Genomic DNA, 18,706 nt, shown 5'->3' with positions numbered 1-18,706 from the left:
TAGAGGTGTGTCCCTCCTCGAACTCCTCCCACGTCCGCCCGTCTGGAGGCGACCGCTGGCCGGCGATGAGCTGCATCGGCCCCGCCGAATGGCGGTCCTTACGCGCCGGACCGCCGACCGCACGTCGCCCGTGTTCGTACATCCGTACGAGTCGGCGGTAGCGGGCCAGCAAGGCAAACGTTCGCTCTGCCACTCACCTGCGGGGCAACACGAAGCCGCGGACATCTCGGAGCGCTTGACGATCGGACGGCCACGCCAAGGAACTCGCCTGGCCCAGGTCACCGAGCGACCGGCGTAGCCGCCGTCCGCTCGTCCCGGGATCGTTCGTCCTCGGCTTCGCCTGCGGGCGCTGCATCTTGACCCGCTCCTCCCAGCGACGGCCCAGGCGTCAAAGATCACAAAGTGATGCTGGAGTACGAGGGGACGGCGTCGAGGCGCTCGCGCTGGGGCACGATCGTGTACGCGGGGTCGGCGGCCGAGGCGCGGCCCGCCTCCAGGACGCCGAAGCGGGTGCACAGGGAGCCCGCCGTGAGGGCGAGGCCGGACAGCGCGGTCAGCACGCGGCTGCGCCCGGCGACCGCCGCGAGCAGCCCTCCCCCAGCCGTCAGCATCCGGGCGGTCCCCATGAGGCGGCCCGCCCGACCCTCCCGGTACGGGCGGCCCACCATGCCGAGCCGCCGCTCCATGACCGTGCCCGCCGCCGTCTCGACGGCGGCGCCCAGCGCCGCCACCGCCCTCGCCGGACCGGCCTGGGCCCTCGGAGTGGCCAGCATGGCGACTCCCCCGGCGGCGGCCATCGCGCTGCCCGCGAACAGGAACGGCAGCTCCCGGTACGCCTCGTGCCAGGCGGGCACGGCGGTGTCGGCGACCAGGACGGCGGTGTAGGTGGCGGTCAGCGGGCCGGTCAGCGCGGTGGCCAGGAGCGCCGCGTCCCCGGCGGCGGGCAGGACGCCGGTCAGGTCGGAGGTGGCGGCGGCGGCCGACAGCGCGCCCTGGGCGGCCAGGATCCACGAGCCGACGCTCATCGGCGAGGTGGGCTTGAAGACGCGCAGCATGTTGAGGAACCGCTCGGGTCTGCCCAGCTCGGCGGCGAGGAGGGCGGCGCCGGTGGCCGCTCCCACGGCCGCGGCGACGCGAGCGGTCCGGGCGAGGCGCGGGTTGCCGGTGAGCCGGGCCATGACGGCCATCGACGATGACACGCCAGACATCCCGCCCAGATAGAGATATGTCGGCATGTGCGGTTCGTGCCAGACGGGCGCCTTGATCACCGGGCGGCCGTAGTACGAGCGGAACTCGGCCTCCGGCACGACGGCCTTCTCGCCCTTCACCGGGCACCGCGCCCGGGAAGGGCCCGTCGCGACCCCAGGAAGGCGAGGGCCACCGTGCCCGCCGTCGACAGTGCCGCCGCGCCCGCCCAGCGCCACATCGCCGGCAGGTCACGCGTGGTCACCACCGGGTCCGGCGGCAGGCCGTACACCTCGGGCTCGTCCAGGAGCAGGAAGAACGCCCCCGCTCCCCCCACCCCGTCGGACGGGCTCTCGCCGTACAGGCGGGCCTCCTCGTGGCCGTCAGCGCGCAGCCGCGTCACCCGCTCCTCGGCGCGCTCCCGCAGCTCGTCCAGGGGCCCGAACTGGATCGAGTCGGTGGGGCACGCCTTGGCGCAGGCCGGTTCGAGGCCGCCGCGCTGCCGGTCGTAGCACATCGTGCACTTCCAGGCGCGCCCGTCGTCCTCCCGCCGGTCGATGACCCCGTACGGGCAGGCGGGCACGCAGTAGCCGCAACCGTTGCAGATGTCGGCCTGCACGACCACCGTGTCGAACTCGGTCCGGAACAGGGCCCCCGTCGGGCAGACGTCCAGGCAGGCGGCGTGCGTGCAGTGCTTGCACACGTCGGAGGACATCAGCCACCGGTCCACGCCGTCGCCGTCGCCGTCGCCGGCCTGGTCGCCGTGGACGGCCACCGGGCGCGACTGCTCGATGAACGCCACGTGCCGCCACGTGCTCGCGCCCAGCATGCCGGTGTTGTCGTAGGAGGTGGCCTCGAAGACGAACCCGTCGTCGGGCAGCTGGTTCCACTCCTTGCAGGCCACCTCGCACGCCTTGCATCCGATGCAGACGCTGGTGTCGGTGAAGAACCCCATCCGCTCAGCCATGGCGGTACGTCTCCAGCAGGTCGAGCGCCGCCCGGCCCCTCGGCCGCCGGCCCGGCCGTACGTCGCAGGTCATCGCCTTGCCCTCCTGGATGTAGACGTTCGGGTCGAGCACCAGCGGCGTCAGGTCGTTGACGACGTCGCCGGTGACCAGGCCGCCGCCGCCCCACCCCCAGTGGTACGGCAGCCCGACCTGGTGGATCACCCTGCCCTCGACGCGCAGCGGCTTCATGCGCCCGGTGACCAGCACCCTGGCCTCCAGGACGGCCCGGCTGGTCACGATCGTGGCCCAGTCGCCGTCGGCCAGCCGCAGGCGGGCCGCGAGCCGCGGGTCGATCTCGCAGAACAGCTCGGGCTGCAGCTCGGCGAGGTAGGCCAGCGGCCGGCTCATGCCGCCCGCCGTGTGGTGCTCGGTCAGCCGGTACGTGGTCAGCACGTACGGGAAGGCCGGCCCCGGCGCGTTGTACGGGCTCTCGGGGCGGTCGTACGTGCGGCGGGCGGGGTTGGCCCGCTGGCCGTACAGCGGATTGGGGACCGGCGACTCGTGCGGCTCGTAGTGGGCGGGCAGCGGCCCATCGGCGAGCCCGGCCGGCACGTACAGCCAGCCCTTGCCGTCGGACTGCATGATGAACGGGTCGGTGCCGGCGAGCGCGGCCTGGGCCCGCGCGCCCTCCGGCGGCACGTAGCCGGGCGGCTTGCCGATCTCGCAGTCGGGCACGTCGTGGCCGGTCCACTCGCCCCGCTCGGCGTCCCACCACACGTACGCCTTGCGCTCGCTCCACGGGCGGCCGTCGGGGTCGGCGGAGGCCCGGTTGTAGAGGATGCGCCGGTTGGCCGGCCACGCCCAGCCCCATTCGGGCGCCACGACGCTCTGCTCGCGGCCGGGGCGGCGGCGGGCGGCCTGGTTGACCTCGTCGGCGTAGACGCCGCAGTAGATCCAGCACCCGCAGGCGGTGGACCCGTCGGGCCTGAGCGCCGTGGACGACGACAGGGCCCGCCCGTCGGGGCCCACCCCGTTGATCTCGCGGAGCACGGCCTCGGCCGAGGGGTCCCGGTGCTCGCCCTGCTCGGGGTAGTCCCAGGTCAGCTCACGTACCGGACGGTCCATCTCGTCGCCGGTCATCCGCTGCCTGACGAGCCTGCCGAGGTGGTAGTAGAACCACAGGTCGCTGCGGCAGTCGCCGGGCGGGTCGAGCGCCTTCTCGCGCCACTGGAGCAGCCGCTGCGTGTTGGTGAAGGTGCCCTCCTTCTCCACGTGGCTCGCGGCGGGCAGGAAGAACACCTCGGTGCCGATGTCCTCGGTGCGCAGCTCGCCGGTCTCCAGCTCCGGGCCGTCCCGCCAGAACGTGGCGGTCTCCACCAGGGTCAGGTCGCGTACCACGAGCCAGTCGAGGTTGGCCAGGCCGAGGCGCTGCGCCCGGCCGCCGGAGGAGCCGACGGCGGGGTTCTCCCCGATCACGAAGTAGCCCTTGACGGTGCCGTCGATCTGGCCCATCACGGTGGTGTAGTGGCCGTGGTCGCCGGTCAGGCGCGGCAGGTACTCGAAGCAGAAGTCGTCGTCCTCGGTCGCCGCCTCGCCCCACCACGCCTTGAGCAGGCTCACCAGGTACGAGCGCCGGTTGCCCCAGAAGCCGGTCTCGCCGCCCTCGCTCCGCAGGTAGTGGTTCAGGTCGTCGTGCCGGTGGGCGTCGGGCATGGCGAGGTAGCCGGGCAGGATGTTGAACAGCGTCGGGATGTCGGTGGAGCCCTGGATGCTGGCGTGGCCGCGCAGCGCCATGATGCCGCCGCCGGGCCGGCCCATGTTGCCGAGGAGGAGCTGCAGGATCGAGGCGGTGCGGATGTACTGCGCGCCGACGGTGTGCTGGGTCCAGCCGACGGAGTAGACCCAGGCGGTGGTGCGCTCCCGGCCGGAGTTGGCGGTGACGGCCTCGGCCAGCTCGGCGAAGCCGTCCCGGGAGATGCCGCACAGCCGCTCGACCAGCTCCGGGGTGTAGCGGGCGAAGTGCCGCCTGAGGATCTGGTAGACGCAGCGCGGGTCGGTCAGCGTCGGGTCGGTTCTGGGGCTGGGATGCGCGCCGGCGCCGCCCGCGCCGTAGGTCTCGGCCCCCGCCGCGGCGGCATGCCGCGGGCCGCCCTCGGCGTGCTCGTCCGCCGCCCGTTCGCCCGTGGACGCGTACGCCCAGCTGCTCGGGTCGTACGTGGCGCTCTCCGGGTCCCAGCCGGAGAACAGCCCGTCGAGGTCCTCGGTGTCGCGGAAGTCCTCCGACACGATCGTGGCGGCGTTGGTGTAGGCCAGCACGTAGTCGCGGAAGTCGAGCCCGTTCTCCAGCACGTGATTGATCAGCGCGCCGAGCAGGACGATGTCACTGCCCGCGCGGATCGGCAGGTGCCGGTCGGCCACCGCGCTGGTGCGGGTGAAGCGCGGGTCCACATGGAAGACCCTGGCGCCCCGCTGCTTGGCCTCCATCACCCACTGGAAGCCCACGGGGTGGCATTCGGCCATGTTGGAGCCCTGGATGACGATGCAGTCCGCCCTCGCCAGATCCTGCTGGAAGGTGGTCGCGCCGCCACGCCCGAAGCTGGTCCCCAGACCGGGGACGGTGGCGGAGTGTCAAATACGGGCCTGGTTCTCCACCTGGATGGCACCGAGGGCGGTGTAGAGCTTCTTCATCAGGTAGTTCTCTTCGTTGTCGAGCGTCGCCCCGCCCAGGCCGGCGATGCCCATCGTGCGGCGCACGACCCTGCCCTCGTGGGTCTCCTGCCACGTCTCCCGCCGCGTGCGCACCACCCGGTCGGCGATCATCTCCATCGCGGTCGCCAGGTCGAGCCGCTCCCATTCCGTGCCGTACGGCCTGCGGTGGAGCACCTGCGTCTGACGGCCAGGATGGGTCACGAGCTGCTTGCTGGCCGAGCCCTTCGGACACAGCCGCCCGCGCGAGATCGGCGAGTCGGGGTCGCCCTCGATCTGGGTGACCCGGCCGTCCTTGACGTAGACGAGCTGGCCGCAGCCGACCGCGCAGTACGGGCAGACGGAGCGGGCGACCTTGTCGGCCTCCTCGGTGCGGGGCCGGAGCGCGTCGGTGCGGGCGGAGCGCGCGGCGCCGCCTCGCCCGTCCTCGCCCCTGAGCTGCCGGATCACCGGCCAGCGGGCGAACCACCCACTACCTGGCACGAGCGGGGTCCTGCCCGGTTCAGCCCGATCTATTCCTGGCATCCGCCATGGATGGGGAATGCGGCCGGGCCGCCGGCCGTTGCCCTGGACGCGGGCCCGTTGCGGGACCCGCCCGGACGAGACGCGCCGTACCCGGCCTGACAAGACGACGCTCCCAGAGAGGAGCCGTCATGGCCTGGTTCATGATCGTCGCCGCCGGCCTGTTCGAGGTCGCCATGGCCTACTCGCTCAAGCTCAGCGACGGGTTCTCGTCGCTGCTGCCGAGCATCGGCTTCGGCGTCTTCGCGGTCGCCAGCTTCGCCCTGCTCGCGTTCGCCCTGAAGAGCCTGGAGGTCGGCACGGCCTACGCGGTGTGGACGGGCATCGGCGCGGTGGGCACCGCCGTCCTGGGCATGGTCGCCCTCGGCGAGGACGCGTCCCTTCTCAAGATCGTGTCGATCGCCCTCATCCTCGGCGGCGTCGTCGGCCTCAACCTGGCCGGCGCCGGCCACTGAACCCGCCGGCTCCAGCCCTGTCGGCCCCAGCCCCGCCGGCGTCGTCCGGTGCGGGGCGCGGGGCGCGGCGATCACCCTGGCACGCTCGCCCGCCGCGCCGCCCGAGCCGGATGTTGTCCAAGTCTTGGCCACGTGCCGGGCTTTCTTTCCGATCGACATGCACGAGGGTTCACCCTTCGATCATGACGCCTTCATAACCTCGCATATGTGTCGAAGATGACCGCGATGCTCCTGTCCATGCTGCTCACCGCCGCCGGGCTGACGGTTCACGTGCTGCGGAGCCTGCCCGCGGCGACCGCGACCGCCTCGGACCGTACGGACATGATCGTCGCGTCGGGCTCGACGGCGCAGCTCACGGCGATGGACGCCTGGCGGGCGGACTTCCAGGCGATCTATCCCGGCACGAGGATCGACTACCGGGCCAACGGCTCCGGCGCCGGGGTGCGCGACTTCATCGGGGGCGCCACCGCGTTCGCGGGCTCGGACCGCGTGATGAACCCTCAGGAGCAGGCGGCGGCCGACGGCGCGACCCAGGGGCTGGGGAACGCCCGGATCGACGACGGAGGCGGCGGCCTGGATGACACTCGACTACACGGGCAGGAGGCGGGGGGCGTACCCGATCGTGCTGATTACCTACGAGATCGTCTGCGCGCGGGGGGCGCCGCTCACCCGGAGTTTCCTGCGGTACGCGGCGGGCAACGCGGGCCAGTCGTACCTGTCGCTGCTCGGCTACGCCCCGATGCCGCAGGAGGTCATCGCCCGGGTACGGGCCCGCCTGGCCGCCATGGTCTGAACGCCTGGGCGTGTCGTTCTCAGGTGTCGTCGTGGTCGGGGTCGTAGTCGGTGGGCTCGGCGGGCAGCGTGTAGCGGTCGGCGATGAGGCCGGCGATCCGCCGCCGCCCGGACTCCGGCTCCTTACGGCAGTCCCGCTCCGCCTCCGCGACCTCCTCCGCCAGGTCCGCGTCGCCCAGGCTCTCGCGGGTCCAGGTGGAGTAGTCGCCCCGCCGCAGGTGGTGCAGCCACGTCTCGTCGTCCACGCCCTCGGCCAGCTCGACGAACGTGTGCAGGTTGCGCGCCCGCAGCCGCAGCCGTCCCTCGGGGCCGGTGAAGTAGAAGCTCTTGTCCTTGGACATGGTGCCAGCCGCGTACTTGCGCCGGTGCCGCGTCCGCTCCACCTCGCCGGGCGCCGGCGTGACGCGCCGCGCCCGTTCCGTGCCGACCCGCCACAGCGCGAGGTCGCCGTCCCGCGGCGACCCCGCGCGCGGCGGGTCGTACCCGGCGGCGGTGGCGAAGGCCGCCAGCGTGGCCGCGGGGTCCCGGCCCACGGCCAGGACGGAGGTCATGAGCCGCAGGGCGGCCGGGCTCACCGCGTCGGGATGAACGGTGATCATCAGCAGCGAGCCGACGTCCCCGGCCGCGTGCAACGGCACGTGCCTCAGCTCGGCGGGCATCACGTGGTGAACCTCGTCGACCACGACCCAGTGCGGGTGACCGAGCCTGGCCCGCAGGGAGGCGAGGCGGGGCAGCAGCTCGGCGAAGTACGCGGGCCGGTCCCGCAGCCGCAGCCCGATCAGGTTGACCACGACGCTGTGATCCGGCAGCCGCAGCGCGTGCAGCACCTCCTCGACGGCGGGCACCCGCTCCGGGTCGCCGAGGACGATCACGCCGGGGTAGTCGGCGTAGTCGCCCTCCGGGTCGACGATCACGCACTGGTAGCCGGCGCCGACCAGCCGCTCCAGCAGCGCCGTGGTCACCGTGGACTTGCCGCTCCCGGACGGGCCGGCCACCATCATCCCCACCCCGTACGGGGGCAGCCGCACCTCACCGCCGCTGTCGCCGTCATCGGCGTCGGCGTCGGCGTCGCCGAGGAGGATGTGCCTGCGGGGCACCTCCACGGCGTCCAGCTCGCCCGACAGCATCAGCCCGGCCAGCTCCCTCACCCCGGCGCCGGCCTCGCCCGCCAGGCGCACGTCGCAGGTGTCCTTGAGCGAGGGCAGGGCGTTGGCGACGGCGGCCCCGCACTCGGCGGCGGTGAGGAAGGCGTGGTCGTTCTCCGCGTCGCCGACCGCGACGACGCTGCGCGGCGACAGCTCCAGGCGCTCGGCAGCGGCGGCCAGGCCGCTCGCCTTGTTCACTCCTGGGGGCAGCACCATGACCGCGCCCTTGTTGTAGATCACCTGTAGCTCCAGGCCCAGGTCACGGATCGCGGCGAGGACCTGGACGTCGTACGGGGTCCTCGTGGCGACCAGCACCCGTCCGACGCCGAGCGGGCTGACCCCCTCGGCGCGCAGCCGCTCGGCGAGTTCGGGCGGCGGCGCGTCGGCCAGCGGCTCGGCGTGCCGCTGCGCGGGGTCGTACAGCAGGCCGCCGTTCTCGGCAACCACGAGGTCGAACACCCCGGCGTCCGGGAAGACCTCCAGCAGGTCCTCCAGCTCGCGCCCGGTCACCATGAGCAGCTTGACCCCGGCCCGGGAGAGCCGCTCCAGCGCCTCGACCGTCTCCGGCTCGACCCGGCCGTTCCTGGCGAGGGTCCCGTCGTAGTCGCAGGCCAGTGCGTGGTAGCGCATGCCCACCCCCCTACCCCGCCTGACCGGGACATCGGGACCGCCGGGTGAAGGCCGGGTGAACTTCCCGCCTCCGGTCGCGCCGTCTCAGGGACGGGTGGCCCTCAGCCCGTCGAGCAGGACGGTCGTGAGCGGGTCGTCAGGCCGGGCGCCGGGACGGCAGATCGCCACGTTGAGCAGGTCGAGCACGTCCTGCGGGGTGATGTCGCGGCGCACCCCGCCCTCCTCCTGGGCCACCCTCTGAGCCGCCCTCCTGCGCGGCTGACGCCCTCTGAGCAGTCCCGCCTCACGGGCGTTCGGCCCGATCCATCCCGCACTGTGTCACCCCTGGGCATCCGGGTACGGGCCGGAGAAGGCCCGAGTCACGGGCGCCGTTCGGGGAGGGACCGTTCGGAAAGGAGATGGACTGGCGGTGACGACACACATGAGCACGACGACCGACAGATTCGCCCGGACCCTGGGATGGGTCAGTCTGGCGCTGGGCACGGCGCAACTGGCGGCGACCGACGCCGTCACGCGTCTGGCCGGCGTCGACGACTCCCCGGCGGCCAAGGGCGTCACGAGACTCGTCGGCGGGCGGGAGCTCCTGCACGCGGGCATGCTGCTGGGCGGCCGTACCCCGGCGCGGTGGGCGTGGACCAGGGTGGCCGGCGACGCGATCGACCTGGCCGTGCTGGGCGCGGCGCTGGCCCGGCGCACGGGTGAGCGGCGGCGCCGCGTGACCGCCGCGACCGCCGCGGTCGCCGGCATCACGGCCCTCGACCTGCTGTGCGCGGTACGCGGCGCGGGTCCCGGCCGGGGCCCCCTGAGGCTGCACGCCTCGATCACGATCAACCGGCCGCGCGAGGAGGTGTACCGGTTCTGGCGCGACCTGGAGAACCTGCCGACCTTCATGGCCCACCTGGAGTCGGTGCTGGAGGTCGGCGAGGGCCGCTCCCTGTGGAAGGCGAGGGGGCCGGTGACGGACCTCCGGTGGGAGGCCGAGATCATCGACGACCGGGCCGGCGAGCTCATCGCCTGGGGCTCGGTGCGCGGCGCCACCGTGACCACCGGCGGCAGGGTCGCCTTCACCGACGGTCCGGGCGGGCGGGGCACCGTGGTGGACGTCGCCATGGAGTACACCGTGCCCGGCCGTGCCCTGGGCGCCGCGTTCGCCAAGCTGCTCGGCGAGCACCCGGAGCAGCAGGTCCGCGACGACCTGCGCCGCTTCAAGCAAGTCATGGAGACCGGCGAGGTCGTCCGCTCGGACGCCAGCCCCGAAGGAACCCGTGCGCTATGGCAGCTCAGGCAGCGCCCCGCACAACCCGTGGGAGGACGGTCATGAAGGCGAACTGCTGGATGGGCCGCAACACCGTCGAGGTGCACGACGTTCCGGAGCCGCGGCTGCTCAACTCCCGCGACGCGATCGTGCGCATCACCTCGACCGCCATCTGCGGCTCCGACCTGCACCTGGTCGACGGCTACATCCCGACCGTGAAGAAGGGCGACGTCCTCGGCCACGAGTTCATGGGCGAGGTGGTGGAGGTCGGCCCGGGGGTGCACAACCTGCGCGCCGGCGACCGGGTGGTCGTGCCGTTCCCGATCGCCTGCGGCAACTGCTTCGCCTGCGAGGAGGGTCTGTACTCCATCTGCGAGAACTCCAACCCCAACGCCGGGCTGGCGGAGAAGTTCATGGGCCACTCGCCCGCGGGCATCTTCGGCTACTCCCACATGCTGGGCGGCTTCGCGGGCGGGCAGGCCGAGTACGCGCGCGTGCCGTTCGCGGACGTCGGGCCCATCAAGATCGAGGACGACCTGCCGGACGAGAAGGTGCTGTTCCTGTCGGACATCCTGCCGACCGGGTACATGGGCGCGGAGATGTGCGACATCAAGCCCGGCCAGACGGTCGCCGTCTGGGGCGCGGGGCCGGTCGGGCAGTTCGCCGTGGCCAGCGCATTCCTGCTCGGCGCGGACCGGGTGATCTGCATCGACCGGTTCCCGTACCGGCTGCGGTACGCCGAGCGCGCCGGAGCGGAGGTGCTCGACTACGAGCGCGTGGACGTGCTGGAGGCGCTGCGCGACATGACGGGCGGGCGCGGGCCGGACGCCTGCATCGACGCCGTCGGCATGGAGGCGCACCACCCCACCCCGGCCATGTACGCCTACGACCGCACCAAGCAGGCCGCCAGGATGGAGACCGAGCGGCCGTACGCGCTGCGGGAGGCGATCCTGTCCTGCCGCAACGGCGGGGTGGTGTCGGTCATCGGCGTCTACGGCGGGCTGCTGGACAAGTTCCCGATGGGCGCGCTGATGAACCGCTCGCTGACCATCCGCACCGGCCAGTGCCACGTGCAGCGCTACATGCGCCCGCTCCTGGACCGGATCCGCAACGGGGAGATCGACCCGAGCTTCGTCATCTCGCACCGGATGCCGCTGAGCGAGGCGCCGCGCGGGTTCGACCTGTTCAAGAACAAGCGGGACGAGTGCAACAAGGTCGTCCTGACGCCGTAGGGCCTGGCGGGGCCGAGCGGCTGGCCTACGTAGCCGCGTTCGACCGCCGGGCGGCCCGGCCCGACGCGATCGCCGTCGTCGGCACCGACCCGCCCTCACCGGTGGGCGGGCCGGACGACGACGGCAGCGACGATCAGCACTGCGAAAGCGGCCAGCGCGGTCAGGGTGCGGACGGTGTGGAACAACTCCCAGCGCCGCAGGATCTCCGCGTGGCCGGCCGGAGCCCCCGTGGCGGCCCACGTGCGGAAGTACGCGTGCAGGGGGACGTTGCCGAACACCGTCACGAGCAGGGAGGTCAGCGTCAGCCCGCCGGCCGCGGCCGCCAGCCGCCGCGACACGCCGCGGGCCAGCACCGCCGACGCGACACAGGACAGGATCGACAGCGCCATCGCGCTCTGCATGACCGGCTCGTTGACCTTCATCATCGCGGTGTGGAAGGTCAGGCGCACGTCCAGCGGCACCACGTCGAACGTGGGCACGACATTGGCCGCGCCGTATCCGAACGCGCCGGCGAGCAGCCCGGTGGCCAGCAGCGCGAGCCCCTGGACGTACCGGACTCGGGGAGAGGTTTCCATGGCCTGTGATCGTCCACCACGGAAGGCGGGGCGGTCGTCCCGCCGGCGAAGCTCCCGCGGCTACGACTCCGGGCGCAGGCGCCCGGGGCCGGTCTACCACGCCGGGAGTAGCCCGGAGGGCATGAGCCGTCCGGGGCGGGGTTACGCCCGCATCGGGCAATATTTCGCACTGACGCGGCATAGGTCTTGGCGACTTGTCTATTGACCGGGTAGGTAATGCATGAATCATGGGGTCATGGCACCCTGGACTCCGGACCCCACGTTCTACCCCTCGCCGCGCGACGCCGCCGCCGCGCCGGCCGAGCGGCTGGCCTACGTAGCCGCGTTCGACCGCCGGGCGGCCCGGCCCGACGCGATCGCCGTCGTCGACACCGACCCGTCCTCGCCCGGCTACGGTCAGGTGGCCGGTTGGACCGATCTGCCCAACACGGGTGACGAGCTGCACCACTTCGGCTGGAACGCCTGCAGCAGCGCCCTGTGCCCCTACGCCCCGCACCCCCACGTCGAGCGCCGCTACCTGGTCGTGCCGGGCCTGCGCTCCTCCCGCATCCACATCCTCGACACCAAGGACCGGATCAGCCCGGAGATCGTCAAGGTGATCGAGCCCGAGGAGCTGGCCCGGCGCGCCGGGTACTCGCGGCCGCACACCGTCCACTGCGGGCCCGAGGGCCTCTACGTCTCGGCGCTCGGCGGCGCGAACGGCGAGGACGGGCCGGGCGGGATCGCGATCCTCGACCACCAGTCGTTCGAGGTGCTCGGCCGCTGGGAGGTGGACCGGGGCCCGCAGTACCTCTCCTACGACTTCTGGTGGCACATCAACCACGACGTGCTCGTCACCTCGGAGTGGGGCACGCCGTCCATGATCGAGGACGGGGTGGTGGGCGAGCTGCTCCTCGGCCGCAAGTACGGGCACCGGCTGCACTTCTGGGACCTGCGCAAGCGCCGCCACCTCCAGGAGGTGGACCTGGGCGACCAGTACCAGATGACGCTGGAGCTGCGCCCGGCACACGACCCGACCAGGACGTACGGCTTCGCCGGCGTCGTCGTCAGCGTCGAGGACCTGTCGGCCTCGGTGTGGACGTGGTTCCAGGAGGGCGGCCGCTGGCAGGCGCGCAAGGTGATCGACATCCCGGCCGAGCCCGCCGACGAGAAGGACCTGCCGGACGTGCTCAAGCCGTTCGGCGCGGTGCCGCCGCTGGTCACGGACATCGACCTGTCGGTGGACGACCAGCGCCTGTACGTCTCCTGCTGGGGCACCGGGGAGCTCAAGCAGTACGACGTGAGCGACCCGTTCAAGCCCGTCGAGCTGGGCTCGCTGCGGATCGGCGGCATCGTCCGGCGCGAGTCGCACCCGGCCGCCGACGGCCCGCTGAGCGGCGGCCCCCAGATGGTCGAGGTCAGCAGGGACGGCAGGCGCGTCTACCTGACCAACTCCCTGTACGGCTCCTGGGACGACCAGTTCTACCCCGACGGCGTCGGCGCCTGGCTGGCCAAGATCGACACCGACTCGTTCACCTTCGACGAGCGGTTCCTGCCGCACGGCGACGCCTTCCGCGGCCTGCGCCCTCACCAGGTGCGGCTGCAGGGCGGCGACGCCTCGTCCGACTCCTACTGCTACCCGTGACCGGCCGCCCATGACCATCGTCGCCGCTCTCCTGCTGGGCGCCTTCCACGGCCTGAACCCGGCCATGGGGTGGCTGTTCGCGGTGGCCCGCGGCCTGCAGGAGCGCAGCAGGGACATGCTGCTGGCCTCGCTGCCGGCGATCGCCGCCGGTCACCTGGCCTCCGTCGCGCTGGTCGCGGTGGTGGTCGGCGTGACCGGCTCGCTCACGACCGCCACGGTGCTGTCGGTCGCCGGCGGCGTGACGCTGGTCGCCTTCGGCCTGTGGCGGCTGCTGTCGAAGCGGCACTTCCGCTGGGTGGGGATGCGGCTGTCCCTGCCGCAGCTCGCCGCCTGGTCGTTCCTCATGTCGTCGGCGCACGGCGCCGGCCTGATGCTGGTCCCCGTGTTCGCCGGTCTGGCCGCCGAGGGGGGCGGCCCGGCCGGCGCCGGTCACGCGGGCCACGCCGTCGCCGGCGGCCTGGGGGTGGCGCTGTGGCACACGCTCGGGATGTTCACGGTCGCCGGCGTGGTGGCGGTGCTCGTGTACGAGGTGGCCGGGCTGGCCGTCCTGCGCCGCGCGTGGTTCAACGTGGACCGCATGTGGGCCGCCGCGCTGGTCGCCGCCGGCATCGTCACCCTGCTGCGCGCCTGAGCGGCCCCGGATCGCGGTTCTCACAGCGGGGCGGCGATCTGGGCCGCGAGGTGGCCGGCGCCGTAGCCGTTGTCGATGTTCACGACCGCGACGCCGGGCGCGCACGCGTTGAGCATGGCCAGCAGGGGCGCCAGCCCGCCGAACGCCGCCCCGTACCCGACCGACGTCGGCACGGCCACCACCGGCGCGGAGATCAGCCCGGCCACCACGCTCGGCAGCGCCCCGTCCATGCCCGCCGCCACGACCACGACGCGGGCGGAGCGCAGCAGATCGAGCAGGTCGAGCACGCGCTGCAGCCCGGCCACGCCCACGTCCACGACCAGCTCGCAGGGCCGGCCCAGGTAGCGGGCGGTCAGCTCGGCCTCGCGCGCCACCGGCAGGTCGGAGGTGCCCGCCGCCAGCACGACCACCTGCCCGCCGGAGGGCGGCGGGGGTTCGGGCGGCCACACGAGCAGCCGGGAGTCCGGATCGTGGCGGGCGTCGGGCAGCTCGGCCAGCACGGCCCGCGCGTGCTCGGGCTCGGCCCGCGTGAACAACGTCGCCCCTGTCGGGTGGAGCGCCGTCCGGGTGCGTTCGCGCAGCTCGGCGGCGATCACGCGGACCTGGTCCGGCGTCTTTCCCGCGCAGTACACCGCCTCCGGGTAGCCCCGGCGGGCCATCCTGTCGTGATCCAGCCGGGCGAACGACTCCGGCGCGCTCCAGCCGTCAGCCATGCCGCGCCCCCGCACCCGGGCCCTGCACCAGGGGCAGGGTGAAGGCGCCCGACTGGATGCCGGCCAGATCGACGGCCACCATGCGGAACCCGGCCTCCCGCACCGCCGACAGCGCCGGCTCGCGCAGGTCGCCCGCGAGCCGCGCGATCTCGGCGACGGGCACCTCGATCCTGGCGATGTCACCGTGGTGGCGCACCCGGCAGTCCGTGAAGCCCAGCTCCCGCAGCGCCGCCTCGGCCCGCTCCACCTGGGCCAGCTTCCCGGGCGTGACCTCGGAGAAGTGCGGGATGCGGGAGGCCAGGCAGGGAGCGGCCGGTCTGGCGGCGCTCGGCAGGCCGAGGGCGGCGGCGATGCGGCGGACCTCCGCCTTGTCCACGCCCGCGTCGGCCAGCGGCCGCAGCACCCGGTGCCGGGCGGCGGCCCGGCTGCCGGGCCGGTCGGGGCGGCGGACGTCGTCGGCGTTCTCCCCGTAGGCCACGGCGGTGATGCCGTGCGCGGCGGCGACCTCGTCGGAGATGCGGACGAACAGCTCGTTCTTGCAGTGGAAACAGCGGTCGGGGCCGTTGGCGCGGTACGCGGGCAGGTCCCCCTCGTGGGTGGCGACCTCGACCAGCCGCGCGCCGACGTACGCGGCGACCTCGTGGGCCGTCGCCCGCTCGGCGGCGCCGAGGCTCGGCGAGACGCCCAGCACCGCGATCACCCGGCCCGCCCCCAGCTCCCGTACGGCGAGCGCCAGCAGCACGGAGGAGTCCACGCCCCCGGAGAAGGCGACGCCGAGCCGCCCGGACGTGCGCAGCAGCGCGCCGACGCGGTCCGCTGCCTCGGCCTCGAGGCCGGTGAGTGAGGGGAGCATGCCGGGTGCCTCCGGTTCGTGGACGGGTCGTGTGCTCAAGGCCGGGCCGGGGTGTGGATGCCGTGGCGGAGCAGCCGCCACACCCGCTCGGCCGCGTGCCGCCGGGCGGGCGCGGGGGTCCTGCGCAGCACCCCGGCGAGCATCCCGACGGCCATGACCAGGTCATCGGCCGTCAGGTCCGCCCGGACCGCGCCGGCGCGGCGGGCCCGGCCGAGCAGGTCGTCCAGCAGGCCGGCCACCCGGTCGCGTACCTCGATCATGCGGGGGTCGGCCGGCGACACGCTCACCATGTCGATGAACGCCGTCGAGGTGATGGTCTGCTCGGTCATCAGGGCCAGCACGTCGTCGAGGGTGGCGCCCGGCTCGGCGGCCAGGGCCTCCAGCGCGCTCACGCCTTCCTCGAAGACGGCCAGCGCGAGGCTGACACGGTCGGGGAAGTGCCGGTACAGGCTGCCCTGGCCGACCCCGGCGGCCCGCGCGATCGCGCTGAGCGGCGCGTCGTACCCGGAGCCGGCGAAGACGTCGCGGGCCGCCGCGATGAGCGCGGCCCGGTTCTCCGCCGCGGCACTCGGTCCCCTGTTGGGGCGACGCGTATCTGACATGGCGGCCAGCGTAGCAACCGGACAACTTTGTCCGGTTGCTCGGCCTCCCGCGCTCGACACACGCCCGAGGTGCGGCTACGGTGACAACCGGACAACATTGTCCGGTGGCCGCGGCGGCATCCCATCAGCGGGCCGGTCTCCGCGACCGGCCATCCAGGAGGACATGTGACGGACATCCAGGACTACCCGTTCCCCGCCCCCGGCGCCCTGGAGCCGCCGGAGGAGTGGGCGGAGCTGCGCGGCCGCTGCCCCGTGGCGCCCATCCGGCTGGCCAGCGGGGACGAGGCGCTGCTGCTCACCCGGTACTCCGACGTGAAGGACCTGCTGTCGGACCCGCGCTTCACCCACCACCTCGTCGCCGACGACGCGGCGAACATCACGGCGAACGAGGGTGGAGGCGTGTTCGCCAGCGGCGGCACCACGGTCAGGGGCGACGCCCACCGGGACTGGCGCAAGCTGATCGGCAAGGCGTTCACCGCCAAGCGCGTCTCGGCCATGCAGCCCGGCATCGAGGCGGCGGCCCACCGCCTGGTGGACGAGATGGTCGAGCAGGGCTCGCCCGCCGACCTGGTGGCCGCGCTGGGGTTCCCGCTGCCGGTGTGGGTGATCTGCGAGCTGCTCGGGGTGCCCGACTCCGACCGTGACCGGTTCGCCCACTGGTCGGACACGCTGCTGAGCCTGACGAAGTACACCCAGGAGGAGATCGACGCCGCGCAGGCCGACTTCGCCGCGTACATGCGCGCGCACGCCGCGGCCAAGCGGGCCGAGCCGGGCGACGACCTGATCAGCGAGCTGATCACGCTGGTCGGCGCGCTCGACGGCCGGGTCACCGAGGAGATGACGGTGATGACGGCCCAGGGACTGCTGGTCGCGGGCCACGAGACCACCGCCAACATGATCGGCAAGATGGTGGCGATGCTGCTGGCCGACCGCGCCCGCTGGGAGCGGCTCGTCGCCGACCCCTCGCTCATCCGCACCGCGGTCGAGGAGTGCCTGCGCTACGACGCCAACTTCGGCTTCGGCATCCCCCGCTACATCAGCGAGGAGGTCGAGATCGGCGGCACGACCCTGCCGAAGGGCGCCACGGTCGTGTGCAGCCTGTCCTCGGCCAACCGCGACGAGAGCGCGTTCGAGGACGCCGCGGACATGGACCTGACCCGCTCCCCCAACCCGCACCTGATCTTCGGCGCCGGGCCGTACGCGTGCCTCGGCCAGTCCCTGGCCCGCACCGAGCTGCAGACCGTGCTCAAGGTGCTGATCGACCGGCTGCCCACGCTGGAGCTGGCCGTGCCCGCCGACGTCCTGGCCCGCCGCGAGGGACTGATCGTCGGCGGCCTGGAGCAGGTCCCGGTGCGGTGGTGACGGCTCCATCACCTCGCACCCACGACTGAACCGGAAGGAAGGACGAACGTGAACATCACCGTCGACACCGACAAGTGCTGCGGCGCGGGAACGTGCGTGCTGCTCGCTCCCGACGTCTTCGACCAGGGGGAGGACGACGGCATCGTGATCCTGCTGGACGCCACGCCGCCCGAGGCGCTGCACGCCGTCGTCCGCGAGGCGGCCGGCGTGTGCCCGGCCGCCGCGATCAACGTGGAGGAGCGGTCTTGACGGTCCCGGCCGACGTGCTCGTCGTCGGCGCCTCCGCGGGCGGCCTCGCCGTCGTGGAAGCGCTGCGGCGCCACGGCCACCAGGGCGGCCTGACCGTTCTGGGCGCCGAGCGGCACCCGCCCTACGACCGGCCGCCGCTGTCCAAGCAGGTGCTCTCCGGCGTCTGGGAGGGCGAGCGGGCGCACCTGCGGTCGGCGGACCAGCTCGCCGGGCTGGACGCCGAGTTCGTCCTCGGCGACCGCGCGGTCCGGTTCGACGCCGCCGCGCGCGAGGTGCTGACCGCCTCCGGCCGGACGCTGCGCGCGGAGGCCGTCGTCCTGGCCACGGGCCTGACTCCGGCCCGGCTTCCCGGCCAGGACGGCCTGGCGGGCATGCACGTGCTGCGCACCCTGGACGACGCGCTCGCGCTGCGCGAGCACCTGCTGGCCGGTCCGCGTCTCGTCGTGGTGGGCGAGGGCGTGCTGGGCGCGGAGGTGGCCGCCACCGCGCGCGGCATGGGCCTCGACGTCACGCTCGCGGGTCTGGGCCGGGCCGTGCTCGCCGACCAGCTCGGCGAGCGGATCGGCGGGGCGCTCACGCGGCTGCACGCCGACCGCGGCGTCCGGCTGCGGCTCGGCGTCGCCGTCCGCGAGCTCACCGGCTCCGGCGGCCACGTCACGGGGGTACGGCTGGCCTCCGGCGAGCTGCTGCCCGCCGACGCGGTCGTGGTCGCGATCGGCTCCCGGCCGGCGACCGGCTGGCTGGCCGGCAGCGGCCTGACGGTGGGCGACGGGGTGGCCTGCGACGCCGGCTGCCGCGCGGCCCCCGGCGTCTACGCGGTGGGCGACGTCGCCTCCTGGCACCACGAGGGGCTCGGCAGGCGGCTGCGGCTGGAGAACCGGACGAACGCCGTCGAGCAGGCCCAGGTCGTGGCCGCCAACATCCTCGGCGAGGACCGGGCGTACACGCCGGTCCCGTACTTCTGGACCGACCAGTACGACGTCAAGCTCCAGGCTCACGGCATGCCCACGGCGGGCGCCGAGGTGGAGGTGGTCGAGGGCGACCCGGAGGAGGGCCGCTTCGTCGCGCTGTACCGGGAGGGCGGCACGGTCACCGGTGTGCTCGGCTGGAACATGGCCAAGGCGGCCCGCCTGCACCGCCGGCACGTGGCCGACGCCATGACCGGCTCCCGGCCCGGTGCCGAGGCCGCGGCGGGCGGCGCGGTCACCGTGTCGTAGTCAGGGGTGGG

Annotated in this window: 18 protein-coding genes, 1 pseudogene and 1 riboswitch; of the genes and pseudogenes, 10 read left to right on the top strand and 9 right to left on the bottom strand. The window is 73.5% G+C overall.

Annotated elements, in window-relative coordinates; genetic code table 11:
- Positions 1-395: 395 nt before the first annotated feature.
- From nrfD to fdh, 3 genes are read right to left on the bottom strand one after another with little or no spacing between them, the layout of a single operon-like run.
- On the bottom strand, positions 396-1,328 hold the full coding sequence (gene nrfD / locus MTP10_RS34435) for an NrfD/PsrC family molybdoenzyme membrane anchor subunit (RefSeq protein WP_310714957.1): 933 nt from the start codon (positions 1,326-1,328) through the stop codon (positions 396-398).
- Positions 1,325-2,152 (bottom strand): 4Fe-4S dicluster domain-containing protein, encoded by an 828-nt coding sequence (locus MTP10_RS34430; RefSeq protein ID WP_310714955.1) that lies wholly within the window; start codon positions 2,150-2,152, stop codon positions 1,325-1,327. Before MTP10_RS34430 ends, nrfD begins: the two co-directional genes overlap by 4 nt.
- Positions 2,145-5,363 (bottom strand): formate dehydrogenase, encoded by a 3,219-nt coding sequence (gene fdh / locus MTP10_RS34425; protein WP_310714953.1) that lies wholly within the window; start codon positions 5,361-5,363, stop codon positions 2,145-2,147. The genes MTP10_RS34430 and fdh overlap by 8 nt, the downstream gene beginning before the upstream one ends.
- A 46-nt stretch (positions 5,364-5,409) precedes the next feature.
- Positions 5,410-5,476: riboswitch (guanidine-III (ykkC-III) riboswitch) on the top strand.
- 15 nt (positions 5,477-5,491) lie between these two features.
- On the opposite strand from fdh, the gene MTP10_RS34420 reads away from it, so the two are divergent.
- From MTP10_RS34420 to MTP10_RS34415, 3 genes and pseudogenes are all read left to right on the top strand, one after another.
- On the top strand, positions 5,492-5,815 hold the full coding sequence (locus MTP10_RS34420) for a multidrug efflux SMR transporter (protein ID WP_310714951.1): 324 nt from the start codon (positions 5,492-5,494) through the stop codon (positions 5,813-5,815).
- 321 nt (positions 5,816-6,136) lie between these two features.
- Positions 6,137-6,286: pseudogene (locus MTP10_RS42150) on the top strand (substrate-binding domain-containing protein); the annotation flags it as partial.
- A 106-nt stretch (positions 6,287-6,392) separates the two neighbouring features.
- The gene (locus MTP10_RS34415; protein ID WP_310714948.1) at positions 6,393-6,608 is read left to right on the top strand and encodes a hypothetical protein; all 216 of its coding nucleotides are present in this window, start codon (positions 6,393-6,395) and stop codon (positions 6,606-6,608) included.
- A 19-nt stretch (positions 6,609-6,627) separates the two neighbouring features.
- On the opposite strand, the gene MTP10_RS34410 is transcribed toward MTP10_RS34415, so the two are convergent.
- Together MTP10_RS34410 and MTP10_RS34405 are read right to left on the bottom strand one after the other, a co-directional pair.
- Positions 6,628-8,382 carry an HAD-IIB family hydrolase gene (locus MTP10_RS34410; protein ID WP_310714945.1) on the bottom strand — a complete coding sequence of 585 codons (1,755 nt, stop codon included), beginning with the start codon at positions 8,380-8,382 and terminating at the stop codon, positions 6,628-6,630.
- An 84-nt stretch (positions 8,383-8,466) separates the two neighbouring features.
- A complete protein-coding gene (locus MTP10_RS34405; RefSeq protein ID WP_310714943.1) occupies positions 8,467-8,616 on the bottom strand; it encodes a hypothetical protein in 150 nt (49 codons plus the stop codon).
- A gap of 175 nt (positions 8,617-8,791) precedes the next feature.
- Here MTP10_RS34405 and MTP10_RS34400 point away from each other — a divergent pair, with 175 nt between their 5' ends.
- Both MTP10_RS34400 and MTP10_RS34395 read left to right on the top strand, forming a co-directional pair.
- The gene (locus tag MTP10_RS34400) at positions 8,792-9,703 is read left to right on the top strand and encodes an SRPBCC family protein (protein ID WP_310714941.1); all 912 of its coding nucleotides are present in this window, start codon (positions 8,792-8,794) and stop codon (positions 9,701-9,703) included.
- Positions 9,700-10,869, top strand: a complete 1,170-nt coding sequence (locus MTP10_RS34395) for a zinc-dependent alcohol dehydrogenase (protein ID WP_310714939.1) — start codon at positions 9,700-9,702, stop codon at positions 10,867-10,869. Before MTP10_RS34400 ends, MTP10_RS34395 begins: the two co-directional genes overlap by 4 nt.
- Before the next feature lie 95 nt (positions 10,870-10,964).
- Here MTP10_RS34395 and MTP10_RS34390 read toward each other — a convergent pair whose 3' ends face one another.
- Positions 10,965-11,444: a DUF1772 domain-containing protein gene (locus MTP10_RS34390; RefSeq protein WP_310714938.1), complete on the bottom strand. Its 480-nt coding sequence runs from the start codon at positions 11,442-11,444 to the stop codon at positions 10,965-10,967.
- A gap of 235 nt (positions 11,445-11,679) precedes the next feature.
- Between MTP10_RS34390 and MTP10_RS34385 the strand changes: the two genes are divergently transcribed.
- Together MTP10_RS34385 and MTP10_RS34380 are read left to right on the top strand one after the other, a co-directional pair.
- Entirely contained in the window at positions 11,680-13,068 is a 1,389-nt protein-coding gene (locus MTP10_RS34385) for a selenium-binding protein SBP56-related protein (RefSeq protein ID WP_310714936.1), read from the top strand.
- A 10-nt stretch (positions 13,069-13,078) separates the two neighbouring features.
- Positions 13,079-13,699, top strand: coding sequence for a hypothetical protein (locus MTP10_RS34380; RefSeq protein ID WP_310714934.1), 621 nt, complete (start codon positions 13,079-13,081; stop codon positions 13,697-13,699).
- A 20-nt stretch (positions 13,700-13,719) separates the two neighbouring features.
- On the opposite strand, the gene larB is transcribed toward MTP10_RS34380, so the two are convergent.
- Genes larB through MTP10_RS34365 form a run of 3 tightly spaced genes read right to left on the bottom strand, consistent with a single transcriptional unit; the run spans position 13,720 to position 15,867 of the window.
- Positions 13,720-14,412: a nickel pincer cofactor biosynthesis protein LarB gene (larB, locus tag MTP10_RS34375; RefSeq protein WP_310714932.1), complete on the bottom strand. Its 693-nt coding sequence runs from the start codon at positions 14,410-14,412 to the stop codon at positions 13,720-13,722.
- Positions 14,405-15,265 (bottom strand): ATP-dependent sacrificial sulfur transferase LarE, encoded by an 861-nt coding sequence (gene larE / locus MTP10_RS34370; protein ID WP_310714930.1) that lies wholly within the window; start codon positions 15,263-15,265, stop codon positions 14,405-14,407. The genes larB and larE overlap by 8 nt, the downstream gene beginning before the upstream one ends.
- A 35-nt stretch (positions 15,266-15,300) precedes the next feature.
- Positions 15,301-15,867, bottom strand: coding sequence for a helix-turn-helix domain-containing protein (locus MTP10_RS34365; RefSeq protein ID WP_310714929.1), 567 nt, complete (start codon positions 15,865-15,867; stop codon positions 15,301-15,303).
- A gap of 165 nt (positions 15,868-16,032) precedes the next feature.
- Between MTP10_RS34365 and MTP10_RS34360 the strand changes: the two genes are divergently transcribed.
- From MTP10_RS34360 to MTP10_RS34350, 3 genes are read left to right on the top strand one after another with little or no spacing between them, the layout of a single operon-like run.
- Complete coding sequence (locus MTP10_RS34360; protein WP_310714927.1) at positions 16,033-17,229, top strand: cytochrome P450; 1,197 nt, start codon at positions 16,033-16,035, stop codon at positions 17,227-17,229.
- A gap of 48 nt (positions 17,230-17,277) precedes the next feature.
- Positions 17,278-17,478 carry a ferredoxin gene (locus tag MTP10_RS34355; RefSeq protein ID WP_310714925.1) on the top strand — a complete coding sequence of 67 codons (201 nt, stop codon included), beginning with the start codon at positions 17,278-17,280 and terminating at the stop codon, positions 17,476-17,478.
- Positions 17,475-18,695 (top strand): FAD-dependent oxidoreductase, encoded by a 1,221-nt coding sequence (locus MTP10_RS34350; protein WP_310714922.1) that lies wholly within the window; start codon positions 17,475-17,477, stop codon positions 18,693-18,695. Before MTP10_RS34355 ends, MTP10_RS34350 begins: the two co-directional genes overlap by 4 nt.
- Positions 18,696-18,706: the final 11 nt, after the last annotated feature.

It is taken from the genome of Nonomuraea sp. 3-1Str, from assembly GCF_031570565.1.
In the GTDB taxonomy this organism is placed as follows: Bacteria; Actinomycetota; Actinomycetes; order Streptosporangiales; family Streptosporangiaceae; genus Nonomuraea.
This window is presented reverse-complemented; position numbering and strand designations above follow the sequence as displayed.

Excerpts from the sequence above, each read along its gene's own strand:
- MTP10_RS34390 (WP_310714938.1), bottom strand. The coding sequence starts at position 11,444 with ATGGAAACCTCTCCCCGAGTCCGGTACGTCCAGGGGCTCGCGCTGCTG.
- MTP10_RS34380 (WP_310714934.1), top strand. The coding sequence starts at position 13,079 with ATGACCATCGTCGCCGCTCTCCTGCTGGGCGCCTTCCACGGCCTGAAC.
- MTP10_RS34385 (WP_310714936.1), top strand. The coding sequence starts at position 11,680 with ATGGCACCCTGGACTCCGGACCCCACGTTCTACCCCTCGCCGCGCGAC.
- MTP10_RS34365 (WP_310714929.1), bottom strand. The coding sequence starts at position 15,867 with ATGTCAGATACGCGTCGCCCCAACAGGGGACCGAGTGCCGCGGCGGAG.
- MTP10_RS34395 (WP_310714939.1), top strand. The coding sequence starts at position 9,700 with ATGAAGGCGAACTGCTGGATGGGCCGCAACACCGTCGAGGTGCACGAC.
- MTP10_RS34420 (WP_310714951.1), top strand. The coding sequence starts at position 5,492 with ATGGCCTGGTTCATGATCGTCGCCGCCGGCCTGTTCGAGGTCGCCATG.
- MTP10_RS34430 (WP_310714955.1), bottom strand. The coding sequence starts at position 2,152 with ATGGCTGAGCGGATGGGGTTCTTCACCGACACCAGCGTCTGCATCGGA.
- MTP10_RS34415 (WP_310714948.1), top strand. The coding sequence starts at position 6,393 with ATGACACTCGACTACACGGGCAGGAGGCGGGGGGCGTACCCGATCGTG.
- larE (WP_310714930.1), bottom strand. The coding sequence starts at position 15,265 with ATGCTCCCCTCACTCACCGGCCTCGAGGCCGAGGCAGCGGACCGCGTC.
- MTP10_RS34410 (WP_310714945.1), bottom strand. The coding sequence starts at position 8,382 with ATGCGCTACCACGCACTGGCCTGCGACTACGACGGGACCCTCGCCAGG.
- larB (WP_310714932.1), bottom strand. The coding sequence starts at position 14,412 with ATGGCTGACGGCTGGAGCGCGCCGGAGTCGTTCGCCCGGCTGGATCAC.